The 13,348-nt window shown below is 65.4% G+C and carries 14 protein-coding genes; 9 read left to right on the forward strand and 5 right to left on the reverse strand.

Translation table 11 applies throughout. The features are described 5' to 3' along the window. Positions 1-5: 5 nt before the first annotated feature. The 3 genes from QTI17_RS00335 to QTI17_RS00345 are packed head-to-tail and all read right to left on the reverse strand — an operon-like array spanning position 6 to position 2,706. Positions 6-827, reverse strand: a complete 822-nt coding sequence (locus tag QTI17_RS00335; RefSeq protein ID WP_286530266.1) for an ABC transporter permease — start codon at positions 825-827, stop codon at positions 6-8. Between the two features lies 1 nt (position 828). Then, a complete protein-coding gene (locus QTI17_RS00340; protein ID WP_286530268.1) occupies positions 829-1,677 on the reverse strand; it encodes an ABC transporter permease in 849 nt (282 codons plus the stop codon). 27 nt (positions 1,678-1,704) lie between these two features. Further along, the gene (locus QTI17_RS00345) at positions 1,705-2,706 is read right to left on the reverse strand and encodes an ABC transporter substrate-binding protein (protein WP_286530269.1); all 1,002 of its coding nucleotides are present in this window, start codon (positions 2,704-2,706) and stop codon (positions 1,705-1,707) included. Positions 2,707-3,028: 322 nt separating this feature from the next. Between QTI17_RS00345 and QTI17_RS00350 the strand changes: the two genes are divergently transcribed. From QTI17_RS00350 to argE, 4 genes are all read left to right on the forward strand, one after another. Then, the gene (locus QTI17_RS00350) at positions 3,029-3,442 is read left to right on the forward strand and encodes a RidA family protein (RefSeq protein WP_286369672.1); all 414 of its coding nucleotides are present in this window, start codon (positions 3,029-3,031) and stop codon (positions 3,440-3,442) included. Positions 3,443-3,447: 5 nt separating this feature from the next. Beyond that, positions 3,448-4,119: a DUF1028 domain-containing protein gene (locus tag QTI17_RS00355; RefSeq protein ID WP_286530271.1), complete on the forward strand. Its 672-nt coding sequence runs from the start codon at positions 3,448-3,450 to the stop codon at positions 4,117-4,119. 65 nt (positions 4,120-4,184) lie between these two features. Then, a complete protein-coding gene (locus QTI17_RS00360; protein WP_286530273.1) occupies positions 4,185-5,144 on the forward strand; it encodes a LysR substrate-binding domain-containing protein in 960 nt (319 codons plus the stop codon). 42 nt (positions 5,145-5,186) lie between these two features. Further along, entirely contained in the window at positions 5,187-6,344 is a 1,158-nt protein-coding gene (argE, locus tag QTI17_RS00365; RefSeq protein ID WP_503011004.1) for an acetylornithine deacetylase, read from the forward strand. 3 nt (positions 6,345-6,347) lie between these two features. On the opposite strand, the gene QTI17_RS00370 is transcribed toward argE, so the two are convergent. Together QTI17_RS00370 and QTI17_RS00375 are read right to left on the reverse strand one after the other, a co-directional pair. Then, positions 6,348-7,490: an alpha-hydroxy acid oxidase gene (locus QTI17_RS00370; protein ID WP_286530277.1), complete on the reverse strand. Its 1,143-nt coding sequence runs from the start codon at positions 7,488-7,490 to the stop codon at positions 6,348-6,350. Between the two features lie 6 nt (positions 7,491-7,496). Further along, complete coding sequence (locus tag QTI17_RS00375) at positions 7,497-8,747, reverse strand: flavin-containing monooxygenase (RefSeq protein WP_286530279.1); 1,251 nt, start codon at positions 8,745-8,747, stop codon at positions 7,497-7,499. Positions 8,748-9,025: 278 nt separating this feature from the next. On the opposite strand from QTI17_RS00375, the gene QTI17_RS00380 reads away from it, so the two are divergent. The 5 genes from QTI17_RS00380 to QTI17_RS00400 are packed head-to-tail and all read left to right on the forward strand — an operon-like array spanning position 9,026 to position 13,242. Next, positions 9,026-10,174, forward strand: a complete 1,149-nt coding sequence (locus QTI17_RS00380; protein WP_286530281.1) for an ABC transporter ATP-binding protein — start codon at positions 9,026-9,028, stop codon at positions 10,172-10,174. Between the two features lie 49 nt (positions 10,175-10,223). Further along, positions 10,224-11,201 (forward strand): NAD(P)H-quinone oxidoreductase, encoded by a 978-nt coding sequence (locus QTI17_RS00385; protein ID WP_286530283.1) that lies wholly within the window; start codon positions 10,224-10,226, stop codon positions 11,199-11,201. Between the two features lie 2 nt (positions 11,202-11,203). Further along, complete coding sequence (locus QTI17_RS00390) at positions 11,204-11,821, forward strand: glutathione S-transferase (RefSeq protein WP_286530284.1); 618 nt, start codon at positions 11,204-11,206, stop codon at positions 11,819-11,821. A 6-nt stretch (positions 11,822-11,827) separates the two neighbouring features. Beyond that, on the forward strand, positions 11,828-12,301 hold the full coding sequence (locus QTI17_RS00395; protein WP_286530285.1) for a type II 3-dehydroquinate dehydratase: 474 nt from the start codon (positions 11,828-11,830) through the stop codon (positions 12,299-12,301). A gap of 2 nt (positions 12,302-12,303) precedes the next feature. Further along, positions 12,304-13,242: a 2-hydroxyacid dehydrogenase gene (locus QTI17_RS00400; protein ID WP_286530286.1), complete on the forward strand. Its 939-nt coding sequence runs from the start codon at positions 12,304-12,306 to the stop codon at positions 13,240-13,242. Positions 13,243-13,348: the final 106 nt, after the last annotated feature.

A 13,348-nucleotide genomic window follows, 5' to 3' on the forward strand; every position in this document is an offset into this window, starting at 1 on the left:
GTGGCCTAGTGGCCGTCCTCGATATTGAGGACCTTCCCCAACCCCAGGAAGTAGTTGGCAAACGCCAGCAGCGCCGCAGTCACCGCGATGTAGACGGCCGAGAGCGCCGCCAGGGTCGGATCGGCAAACTCGCGGACATAGTTGTACATGGCCACCGGCAGCGTCTGAGTGTCCTGGGTCGTCACGAAGAGCGATGCGGTGAATTCGCTGAACGACATGATGGCCGCGAACAGCCATCCACCGAAGAGGCCCGGCGCCAGCAACGGAACCGTGATCGTGAAAAGCACCTTCACCGGCGACGCGCCGAGGCTGGCCGCCGCCTGCTCCAGCCGTTGGTCCAGGTTCTCCATGGACACGTAGACACTGCGCAGCACGAAGGGCAGCACCAGCATCACGTGGCACAGGATCACGATGCCGAATCCGCGCTGCACCGAGGTCTGCGACACCAGGATCAGCAGGCCCAGACCGAGCGTGAAATGCGGCACCACCAGCGGCGAATGCAGGATCGCGAGGAGCAGCTGCTTGCCCTTGAACTCCAGCCGCTTCACGGCGATGGACAGGCAGGTGCCGATCACCAGCGCCAGGAAGGACGACCAGCCGGTGACGATCATGCTCGATCGAAATCCTTCCTGGAAATCCGGATAGCTGAACACCCGCGCGAACCACTTGAGCGAATACGATTCGGGCGGAAAGGCCAGGATCGCCTTCTCGTTGAAGGCGGCGATCGTCACCACCACCACCGGCAGCAATACGAATGCCAGCAGGATGGCGATCAGCAGCGGCCCGGCCACGCGCAGCGCCAGCGGCATGGAACTTCGGATTTTCATGTCAGTGTCCTCCAAAGGCCTTCAGGCGCTTCGTCAAGAGTCCCAAGGCAAAGAGCGCCGCGACCGTCAACATCAGCCCCATCACGCTCAGGCTGGCTGCCAGCGGAAAATTCATCGAAGAAAAGCCGAGTTGATAGACCAGTGTCGACACCGTGGGCACGCGGCCGCCGCCGATCATCTGCGGCGTCGCAAAGGCACTGAAGGTCCAGGCAAAGGCGGTCGTGATGCTGGCCAGGATGCCGGGCATCGACAGCGGCAGCGTGACCGTGACGAAGGTCCTGACCGGGCCGGCGCCCAGGCTTTGCGCGGCCTTCTCGTAGTCGCGGTCGATGTGCGAGATCGCCGTGGCGAGCATCAGCACCACCACCGGGATCGTCACGTGCACCAGCGCGACCAGCACGCCCAGGTGGGTGAACATGAGCTCGAACGGCCATTCGATCAGGCCGAGCTTGCGCAGGGTGCCGTTGATGAAGCCGTTGCTGCCCAGCACGGCGATCCACGAGTAGGTCCGGACGATCTCACCGAGGAACAGCGGCGTGATCGAAACGATCAGGATGAAGGACTTCAGCGCCCGGTTCTTCACGCGGACCAGGGAGTAGGCCAGCGGATAGGCGGCGAGCAGCGAGAAGACCGTGGTCTCCACGCTCAGCAGCAAGGTATTGGCAAAGGCATCGAGATAGATCGACTTGCCCATGCCGGTGAAGTTGGCGAAGGTCAGCCCTCCGACATCCAGCGAGCCAGGAACGAAGGTCCTGAAGCTGAACTGGAACACCGCGGCCAGCGACACGGCGATGCCCATCGCCACAATGACGGCCGGAGAGACCAGCCAGGCCCGTAGATCGGAGCGCATTCCTTGACCTTGTTCCTGGGACCGGGGTCAGTTCATCACGTTTTCGGTGAACCACTTGCGCCACTCGGCCGTCTTCTCGGCGCGCAGCTTGTTGTCGATGACGATGGTCTGGCTGTCCCACTGTGCCTTGGTGGTGAACACGCCCGGCAGCTTCGCGTCTTCGGCCGAGACCGTCGCGTTGTCGACCACCGGGCTGGCCTTCTTCGAAGCCACGATCTTCGACTGCACTTCGGGCGACAGCGCGATGTTCAGGAACTTGTAGGCCAGGTCGGTCTTGGTGCTGCCCTTCATGATGGCCATGGTGTCGACGCCGAGCACCGCACCTTCCTTGGGCATGACCACCTTGATCGGCACGCCCTGGCTCGCCATATGGTACGCATTCATCGAGAGGATCACCTCCACGGGCGTTTCGCCGGTGGCGATGAGCTGCTGCGCATTGGCGTCATTGGTGTAGAAGGCCTTGAAGTTGGGCTTGAGCGCCTTGAGCTTGTCCTGGCCTTTCTCCCACGACTTGGCATCGCCGCCCGACAGCATCGCCGACACCGCGATCAAGTGGCTGGGGTCGAAGTCGGGGGCGCTGATCTTGCCCTTGAGGGCCGGATTCCACAGGTCGTTCCAGCTGTCGAACTTGACGCTCGGCGGCAGCAGGTCGGGGCGATAGCCGATGGAATACACATAGGCCCAGCTGCCGATGTGGTACGGGCTGATCTTGGCGCGGTCGACCAGGCGGCTGGCGTTCGGGATCTTGCTGGTGTCGAGCTGCTCGAACAGATCGCCGTTGACATAGAGCCAGCCTACATGCGAGGTCGTGAACGTGATGTCGCTTTCGGGCTTGGAGGCTAGCTTGGCCTTGTTCAGGCGGTCGATGGTGCCGCCGGTCACGTACTTCACCGGCACGCCGGTCTGCTTGGTGAATTCCTTGCCGATGTTCTCGTCGATGAGATCGCGGAAACTGCCACCCCATGTGCTCACCACCAGGGCGTTGTCCTGCGCGTAGGCCGAAGCGGCGGCCAGCGTGGCGGAAAGCATGCACAGTGTCAAAAGCTTGCGAATCATTGAAAACCCTCAAATCGAAAAGTTGAACGTTGGTCGGAGCTGCCATCGGTCGGCGAGTCGACTGATGATGCAAGCATTACGCCAGCACCAGGTCCACTCACTTCAGCGACCGGATGATGTGGAACTCGCGACTCGCGGCCAAGTCGCCTTTTACTTAGAGGTGCCTCAATTTTCCTGATGGGCGCGGGTCGGGGGCAACGCTCGGAAATTCCTAAACGGTCGCCCGGAAAATACAAATGGCTCCAGTGGCCGGCGCAGATGAGGATCGCGATTCCCGTCACCAGCCCCGAGCAACATGAAACACACCCGCATCCGGCCTTTCAACACCAAGGCCACGTACCCCGAACAGAAGCTCGACAACGACCTCTGCCAGGCCGTTGTCGCCCGCGGCAGCATGGTCTTCCTGCGCGGCCAGATCGGACAGAACCTCGAGACCTCCGAGAGCGTCTGCATCGGCGATGTCAGCGGTCAGGCGGAGCAGGCCATGGCGAACATCGCGATGCTGCTCGAAGAGGCCGGCGGCGAGCTCCAGGACATCTGCAAGATCACGATCTACATCATCGATCCGCGCTACCGCGAGGCCGTGTACCTGGTCGTGGGCCGCTGGCTGAAGGGGGTTTTCCCGGTGTCGACAGGCATCGTGGTGTCTGCCCTCGCCCGTCCGGAATGGCTGGTGGAAATCGATGCCACCGCGATGATTCCCGACTGAGCCCCATGACTTTCTCCATCATCGCGCGCTGCCCCGCCACCGGGCAGTTCGGTGCCGCCGTGGCCTCGTCCTCTCCCGCGGTCGCCGCGCGCTGCATCCGCGGCCGCAAGGGCGTGGGCGCTGCCGCCAGCCAGAACATCACCGATCCGGATCTGGGCCCGCTCGCCCTGGACCTGCTCGCCAGCGGACTGACGCCGGCGCAGGCAGTGGCCGAGTTGCAGAAGCGCCCCTTCATCGACTACCGCCAGCTGATGGCCATCGATGCGTCGAATCCGCCGGTGGTCTTCACCGGCGCCCAGGCGCTCGGCACGCTGGCCAGCGTGGTCGGCACGCATGCCGCCTGCGCCGGCAACATGCTGCTCACGCGCGAAGTGCCCCAGGCTATGCTGTCGGCCTTCGAGAGCGCCGAAGGCTCGCTGGCCGAACGCCTGATGCAGGCCATGCTCGCCGGCCAGGCGGCCGGCGGCGAGGAAGGCCCCGTGCATTCGGCCGGCCTGCTGGTCTACGGGGAGCAGAACTGGCCGATCGTGGACCTGCGGCTGGACTGGGTGGAACTCGACCCGGTGCAGGCCCTCTACGCGACCTGGAAGGTCTACGAACCGCAGCTGCAGGCCTACATCACGCGCGCGCTCGACCCGCGCGCCGCCCCGAGCTTCGGGGTGCCTGGGAATCTCTGAAGGGCCGCCGGTACACTGGACTTCCAACGTCACGTGCCGCCCCACGGCCTCTTCTCTTCCTCGACATGCTCAACCGCGTTTCCCTGCGTCAGATGGAGTATTTCGTCGCCACCGCGACCCACGGCAGCATCGCCGCCGCGTCGGCGCAGATCCATATCTCCTCGCCCTCGATCTCCGCGGCCATTGCGCATCTCGAATCCGAACTGAACGTGCAGTTGTTCGTCCGCCATCCCTCCAAGGGGCTGGGCCTGACCGCCATCGGCACCCTGGTGCTGAAGCAGTGCGAGGACGTGCTCGACCAGTCCTCCCGCCTGTATGAGATCGCCTCGGACTCGAGCGATGTCATGCAGGGCGCCTTGCGGGTGGGCAGCTTCCAGTCGCTCACCGCGATGATCGCGCCCGAGGTCATCTTCGGGTTTTCGCGCGCGTTCGAGTCGGTGGACGTGGAGCTGGTCGAAGGCGACCAGGTGGTCTTGATGAACAAGCTGCGCGCGCTCGAGATCGACCTGGCGATCACCTACGACCTGACCCTGGGCGAGGACATCGAGTTCGAAACCCTGGCGACGCTGCCGCCCTATGTGCTGGTGAGCGAGCTGCATCCCTTGGCGCAGGAGAAGGCCGTCACCTTCGAGGACCTGGCGGGCCAGCCCTACGTGCTGCTGGACCTTCCGATGAGCCGGGAGTATTTCACCTCGCTGTTCGCCAAGGCCGGCGTCACGCCGAACATCGTGGCGCGCTCGCGCTCCGAGGAAGTGGTGCGCTCCATGGTGGCCAACGGCATCGGCTATGCCCTGTTCAACGTGCGGCCCAAATCCAACCAGGCGCTCGACGGCAAGCGCATGGTGCGGGTGCGCCTGGCCGGCACCCATCGCCCGATGCAGCTCGGCCTGGCGACCTACAAGCCGATGAAGCAGTCGCGACTGACCCGCGTCTTCATGGAGCGCTGCCGTGCCTACATCTCCGACCAGTACATCCCCGGCATGAGCGCGGCGAGCTTCTTCGACCCCCACATCACGGCGCCCTGAAGCGCCCCACACATCGCCATGGATCAATCAAGTTCTGCAAGCATGTCCAGCATCTCGTTGCTGGAAGCCCTGATCGCCTTCCCCTCGGTGTCCCTCCAACCGAACATCGGGCTCATCCACAAGGTGCAGGAGATCCTGGCGCAAGCCGGCATCGAATCGATCCTCGCGCCCGACCCGCAGGACGCCAGCCGGACCAACCTGTTCGCCACGGTGGGTCCGCAAGGCGTGCCGGGCGTGCTGCTCTCCGGCCACACCGACGTGGTGCCCGTGGACGGCCAGCCCTGGACCTCCCCGCCCTTCGAGGCCACGCACAAGGACGGCCGCATCTACGGTCGCGGCGCGGCCGACATGAAGGGCTTCGTCGCCTGCGCGGTCGTCGCCATGGTGGCCGCGGCCCGCAGGCCGCTTACGCGGCCGCTGCAGCTGGCCCTGTCCTTCGACGAGGAGATCGGCTGCGTCGGCGTGCGCCACCTGCTGCGCCGGCTCGAGAAACAGCTTCCCGCGCCCCACCTTTGCATCGTCGGCGAGCCCACCCTGATGCGCATCGGCACCGGTCACAAGGGCAAGGCCGCCTACCGGGCGGTCTGCTGCGGCCAGGCCGGCCATTCGGGCCTGGCGCCCCGATTCGTCAACGCCATCCACATGGCCAGCGACCTGGTCGCGTCGGTGCGCGAGGTGCAGCGTGAGCTGTCCGAGACCGGCCCGCGCGAGGAAGGCTACGGCGTGCCCTACTCCACGGTCCATGTCGGCGTGATCCAGGGCGGCCGGGCGCTGAACATCGTGCCCAGCGAATGCGAGTTGAGCTTCGAGATCCGCCATGTCTCCGAGGACCAGCCCGAGGAGATCCTGGCGCGCGTGCTGAAGCGCCTGGCCGAGCGCGTGGCGGCCGATGCGGTGCATCCCGAGGCCCCCCTGCCGGACATCCAGCTGACCAACAGCTATCCAAGCCTGAGCACGCCCGAGGACTCGGAGGCAGTCCGCCTGCTCAGCGGCTTGCTGCCCCCCGGCACCCGCTGCACCAAGGTCGATTTCGGCAGCGAAGGCGGCTTGTTCAAGCAGAGCTGGCGCGAAACCCCGGTGCTGATCTGCGGCCCCGGCAGCATCGAGGTCGCGCACAAGGCCGACGAGTACGTGGAGCTGTCGCAGATCGAGGCCTGCGACCGGATGATGGCCGCCCTCGTCGACTTCCTCTGCAGGTAGGCCTCAGCGCATGCGCAGGATGTCGCGGTCGACCCCGCGGACATCCGTCTTGCCGCAGAAGGCCATGGAGAGATCGAGTTCGTTCCGGATGAGGTCCAGGGCGGTGCTGACGCCCTTCTCTCCCATGGCGCCCAGGCCGTACATCATGGCGCGGCCGATGTAGGTGCCGCGCGCCCCGAGCGCGATCGCCTTCAGCACGTCCTGCCCCGAGCGGATGCCGCCATCCATGTGCACCTCCACCCGGTGGCCGACGGCCTCCACGATGCGCGGCAGGGTGGAGATCGACGACGAGGCGCCGTCCAGCTGCCGCCCGCCGTGATTCGACACCACGATCGCATCGGCCCCGCTATCGACCGCCAGCCGCGCATCCTCAGGGTCCTGGATGCCCTTGACGATCAGCTTGCCGCCCCAGCGCTTCTTGATCCATTCGATGTCCTGCCACGACAGGCGGGGATCGAACTGCTCGCGGGTCCACTCCACCAGCGAGCCGATGTTGTCCACGCCCTTCGCGTGCCCGACGATGTTGCCGAACTGGCGATGCCGGGTGCCCAGCATGTTCCAGCACCAGCGCGGCTTGCTCGCGAGGTTCAGGAGGTTGCGCAGGGTCGGCCGAGGCGGCGTCGACAGGCCGTTCTTCTTGTCCTTGTGCCGCTGGCCGAAGACCTGCAGGTCCATGGTGACCACGAGCGCGGAACAGTTCGCGTTGCCGGCCCGTTCGATCAGGCCTTCGACGAAGCTCCGGTCGCGCAGCACATAGAGCTGGAACCAGAACGGATGGCGACCGGTCGCCTCGGCCACCGCCTCGATCGGGCAGATGCTCATGGTCGACAAGGTGAACGGTATGCCGAACTTCTGCGCCGCGCGCGCCGCCAGGATCTCGCCATCGGCATGCTGCATGCCGGTGAGGCCCGTGGGCGCGATCGCCACCGGCATGGTGACCGGCTGGCCCACCATGGTGCTGGCGGTGCTGCGCTCGGTGATGTCCACCGCCACGCGCTGACGAAACTCGATCTTGCCGAAATCCTCTTCGTTGGCACGGTAGGTGTATTCGGTCCACGAGCCGCCATCCACGTAGTCGTAGAACATGCGGGGCACGCGTTTCCTCGCCAGGCGGCGCAGGTCCTCGATGCAGGTGATCTCGGCCATCCGGGCTCAGGTCTTGCCGTAGGACATGTAGGCGTCCTGGATCACGATATGGTCGGCGATGTACTTCGCGTCGTGCCACACGCCGTAGATGAAGGACGAGGCGCGGTTGACCAGGTTCGGCAATCCCAGGAAGTAGATGCCGCTCTCGGCCGAGATGCCCCGCTTGTGGAATGGCGCGCCCTTTTCGTCGAAGGCATTGACCTTCAGCCAGCTGTAGTCGAACGTGAATCCGGTGGCCCAGAGAATCGTCGTGATGCCGGCCTTCGCGAGGTCCAGGCTCATGATCGGTTCCTTCAGGCAGTCCGGGTCCGGCAGCAGTTCCCAGGCGTCGGGCTCCGGCGCAAAGGGCAGGCCGTTCTGCTCGATGTAGGCATCCGCTTCGCGCAGCACGTCGAAGTACGCCTGGTCGCCTTCCGCGACATTTCTCGCCAGGCCTTCTTCGAATTCGATGACGCCGTCCTTGTAGGTCCTGGTCAGGCCGACCAGCGTCACGCCCATGTGCGCAAGGCGACGGAAGTCGACCGTCTTGCCGCCCTCGTAGCCACTGACCGCGAAGGCGACGTGCTGCTTCTTGGGCTTGGTCTTGACCTCGTCCCACAGGCCCAGGGCACCGAGCCACCAGCAGTAGTCGCGGCCCCGATAGGAGCGCGGCGGCCGGTAGTGCTCGCCCACCGAGAGATAGACCGTCTTGCCGGCCTTGCGCAGCTCCTCGGCGATCTGCGAGCCGGAGGCTCCCGCACCCACCACCAATACGGCGCCTTCCCGCAACTGGCCCGGATTCTTGTAGGTCGAGGAATGAAGCTGCTGAACCGCATCGGTTTCGGGAACGATCTTCGGATAGGCCGGGATCTGGAAAGGACCGGTGGCGGAAACGACATTGCTCGCTTCGATGACGCCCTCGGAGGTCGTCACCTTGAAGCCCGGGCGACCCGCGTTGCGCTCGACCTGCCTGACCTCGACACCGGTCCGCACCGGCGCCTTCAGCATGGCGGCGTAGTCCTCGAAATACTGCGCCATGCGCTCCTTGGGCGGAAAGGACTCCGGCGAAACACCCTCGAACTTCAGACCAGGAAAACGATCGTGCCAGGCGGGGCCGTTCGCGACCAGGGAATCCCAACGCTCCGAGCGCCAGCGTTCGGCGATCCGATTGCGCTCCAGCACCAGATGCGGCACACCCATGAGCGAAAGATGCTCGCTCATGGCAATGCCCGCCTGACCAGCGCCGACCACCAAGGTATTGATTTTTTCCACTGACATGTGTGTTTCCTAAAGAAGATCGCCACTGATGCAAGTCGCCAGGCAACCTGAAGACACCAGCCATCGATGCAGGCGAGTCTGAAGAAGCACACCGCATTTGAGAATCACGTTTTTCGGATTCAGGACTTAGGAAAAAGCAAAGCGCTGCCTGCGTGACTCTCGACAGAAGCCCTCGCACAGGCCTGTGCCCCGCGGCCGTCGAGGCCTTTCGTTTTTCCGAGGGTCCGCATCAATTTCGGCAAAGACCCGGTCGCGTACCCATGCCTTATCGTTCGGGCATGAAAGTAGTCCACTCCGACCCTGCAGCGCAGCCCAGCCTTTCGCATCCGCAGGCCGACACGGCCGTCAGCCTGGAAGGCGTGGTCAAGAAGTACCACGACCAGACCGTGCTGCACGAGGTCTCGCTGAAGATCAGGCGGGGCGAGTTCCTCACCCTGCTGGGTCCGTCGGGCTGCGGCAAGACGACGCTGCTCAACCTGATCGCGGGCTTCGCCGAGGCCGACAGCGGCGAGATCTTCATCGAGGGCCAGCCGGTGACCAGCGATCCGCCGCACAAGCGACAGATCGGCATCGTCTTCCAGAACTACGCGCTCTTTCCGCACATGACCGTGGAGCGCAACATCGGCTATGGCCTGCGCATGCGGGGCGTGGCCAAGGACGAAGTGGCCCAGCGCGTCAAGGAGGCGATGGCCATGGTCAAGCTCACCGGCCTGGGCCACCGCAAGCCGCGCGAACTCTCCGGCGGCCAGCAGCAGCGCGTGGCGCTGGCGCGCGCACTGATCATCCAGCCCAAGGTGCTGCTGCTCGACGAGCCCTTCTCGGCCCTGGACAAGAGCTTGCGCGGCTCGATGCAGGTCGAGATCCGCGAGATCCAGCGCCGCCTGGGCCTGACCACCGTCTTCGTCACCCACGACCAGGGCGAGGCGCTGGCCATGTCGGACCGCATCGCCGTGATGTCGGCCGGTGTCATCCGCCAGATCGCATCGCCCGCCGAGCTGTACCGCAGTCCGCAGGATCCGTTCGTGGCGTCCTTTCTCGGCGACGTGAACATCCTGCCGGCCCACTACCACGGCAAGACCGCCCACGAGATCCAGCTGCGCCTGGGCTCCGGCCATCTCAGCCTGCCGCATGCGCGACTGGTCGACGCATCGCACGAAGGCGAGAGGCTGGACGTCTACGTTCGCCCGGAGCACATCCAGCTGGAGACCCTGCATGCCGGATCGGTCCTGAGCGGCACCGTGATCCACCATGTCTTCCAGGGCGACCACATCAATACCTACGTCGATGTGGATGTCCCGATGACGGCCCGGCAGGTCGTCACGGTGCGCAGTGCGGGCCTCGCCGCCATGCAGCACTGGCCCGTCGGCTCGGTCGCCGGGCTGGCGCTTCTCGACGAGGGCATCAGCGTCTTCAGCTCCCGAAAATAAAAGGCCAGACAAACCCATGACCGACATCAGAACCTCCCTTCCGAGTTCCATGCAAGCCATCGTCGCCCGGGAGCCCGGCGATGCCAGCGTGCTGGTGCTGGCCGAGCGCCCCATGCCCGTGCCCGGCGCCGGTGAAGTGCTGCTGCGCGTGCTGGCCGCCGGCATCAACCGGCCCGATGTCATGCAGCGCCAGGGCATCGCCAAGCCCGCGCCGGGCATCACCGACGTGCTCGGCCTCGAGGTGTGCGGCGAGGTGGTCGCCTGCGGCCCGGGCGTCGACACCGCGCTGATGGGCCAGCGCTTGATGAGCCTGGTGCCCGGAGGCGGCTATGCGCCGTGGTGCACGGCATCGGTCGATCATTCCTTCGCGGTGCCGGCGCCGCTGTCCGACATCGAGGCGGCGGCCTTGCCCGAAGGCCTCTTCACGGTCTGGCACAACCTGTTCGAGCTCGGGCGCCTGGCGATGGGCGAGACGGTCCTGATCCACGGCGCCGCGGGCGGCATCGGCACGCTGGCGATCCAGATGGCCCATGCGGCCGGCTGCACGGTCATCGTGACCGACAACGATGAAAGCCGGTTCCCCGAACTGAAGGCCCTGGGCGCCGATCTGGCGATCTGCTGGCCGACCACCGACTTCACGCAGGCCTGCCTGGACTACACCGCGGGGCGCGGAGTGGACGTGGTGCTCGACATCGTCGGCGGCGACTACGTGCGCCGCAATCTGCAAGCCATGGCCTTCGGCGGGCGGCATGTCAGCCTGTCGTTCATGCAGGGCTCGGCGGTCAACATCGAACTGCTGACCTTGATGCAGCGCCAGTTGAGCCTGCACTCCTCCACGATGCGTCCGCAGAGTCACCATGAGAAGTCCCGCATGGCCAAGCGCCTGGCCCACCATGTGATGCCGCTCCTGAAAAGCCGGCGGATCGCGCCGCGCATCCACACCACCTTTCCGGTCGCGGAGGCCGCGGCATCGCATGCCTTGCTGGAGAGCGGCAAGGTGTTCGGCAAGCTGGTGCTGGTGCCCTGATGATGAAGCTCCTCTTCGCTCCGACATCGCCCTTCGTGCGAAAGGTCATGGTGTGTGCGCATCTGACCGGACAGGCCGACAAGATCCAACTGCTGGACAGCGCCGCCCATCCGGTTCGACGCGACCCGCGCATCGCGGCCCACAATCCGCTCGCCAAGGTGCCGACCCTGATCCTGCAAGACGGCCAAGTGCTTTACGACAGCCGGGTGATCTGCGAGTACCTGGCCAGCCAGGCGGACGCACAGACGATATTTCCCGCGTCCGGCGGCGATCGATGGACGGCGCTCACCCGTCAGGCGCTGGGCGACGGCCTGCTCGACGCGGCGCTGCTGGCGCGCTACGAGCTGACCGCGCGTCCCCCCGAATTCCAGTGGCCCACCTGGCGCGAGGCCCTGTTGACCAAGGTCAGGGCCTGCCTCGAAGCCATCGAAGCCATCGCATCCGGGTTGAGCCCCGACAAGCCCACCATCGGCGAGATCACCATCGGCTGCGCCTTGGGCTACCTGGACTTCCGCTTTCCCGAACTGGACTGGCGCGCGCGATGCGGCAACGCCGCCCGTTGGAACGAAGCCTTCCAGCACCTGCCCGCCATGCAGGCCACCCGACCCTACGAAGCTTGAAGACCCATGACCGACACCTCGACTTCTCCCATCACCGTCTGGTTCCTGAACGGCCCCAACGCCAACCTCTACGGCCTGGATGCCAACAAGAACTACGGCACCGACAGCTTCCCCGTGCTGCAGTCGCGCTGCGAGCAGAAGGCGGCCTCGCTGCGGGTCAGCCTGCGCTTCCTGCAGTCGAACCATGAAGGCCAGCTGATCGACTGGATCCAGGAAGCGCGCGGCGTCGCCGACGGCATCGTCATCAATGCGGCCGGCTTGACCTACACCTCCATCCCGATCCTGGATGCCTTGCTCTCCTTCCCCGGCAAGATCATCGAGGCCCATATGAGCAACATCTGGAAGCGCGAGCCCTTCCGGCATCACTCCTTCATATCGAAGGCGGCGGATGGCGTCATTGCCGGACTCGGCGGCGACGGCTACGAGCTCGCCATCGAGGCCGTCGCGCGGCTGGTGCGAAAGAACCTGCAGGCTTCCTGAACATGACTGTCGGCACCCTCGCCTTCTACAGCGACTTCGACGATTTCCAGACCTGGAAGCAGGCGCTCCAGGCGCAGCTTCCGGCGCTCCGGGTGGTTCACGCCAGCGAGACCGAGCGGCCGGAAGAGATCGACTACGCCATGGTCTGGAAGCCCCCGCAGGGCATCTTCGAACGGATGACGAAGCTGCGGCTGATCATCAACCTGGGGGCAGGCGTCGACTCGCTGGTGGGACGCGACGATCTCCCGCCGAACATCCCCATCACCCGCATCACCGATCCGCAGATGGCGCGGATGATGGCCGGCTACGTGCTGTTCGCCGTAATCCGGCATGCTCGGGATATACCGCACTTCGAGCAGGCCCAGCGCGCGGGCCAGTGGGCCTATCGCCACCCGCGTTCGCCGGAGGACATCACGGTCGCGGTGCTGGGACTGGGGCAGCTGGGCGCCAAGGCAGCGCACGAGATCCAGCGCCAGGGCTTCAGGACGCTGGGCTGGTCGCGCAGCCTGGCGCAGATCGACGGCGTGGAATGTTCGGCCGGCATGGACACGCTCGATGCCGTGATCGGCCAGGCCGACATCGTCGTCCTGATGCTGCCGCTCACGCCGCAGACGAAGCACATCTTCGATCGCGAACGCCTCGTAAAAATGCGGCCCGGCGCTGCCTTCATCAACGTCGCCCGGGGTGCGCTGGTGGACCAGGCCGCGATGACGCAGCTGCTGCAGAGCGGCCACATCGGCGCCGCGACGCTGGATGTCTTCGAGCGCGAACCCCTGCCTGCCGAAGATGCGCTCTGGCAGATGCCCAACGTGCTGATCACTCCGCACCTCGCATCCGTGGCGATCCCGTCTTCCTCGGCCAAACAGATCGCAGCCAATATCCTGCGCGTCGCGGCCGGAGAACTGCCGGACAACATCATCGAGCCGTCGCGCGGGTATTGACGGGCTTTCGCAGCAGTACGCACTTCGCGACGTCCCGCACGGGAAGACCGCCTACCCCAAGTCGCAGCAATGCCGACCTTCGACCGGCTTCGGTTCGCCTGACAGT

It is taken from the genome of Variovorax sp. J31P179 (assembly GCF_030316985.1).
In the GTDB taxonomy this organism is placed as follows: Bacteria; Pseudomonadota; Gammaproteobacteria; order Burkholderiales; family Burkholderiaceae_C; genus Variovorax; species Variovorax ginsengisoli_B.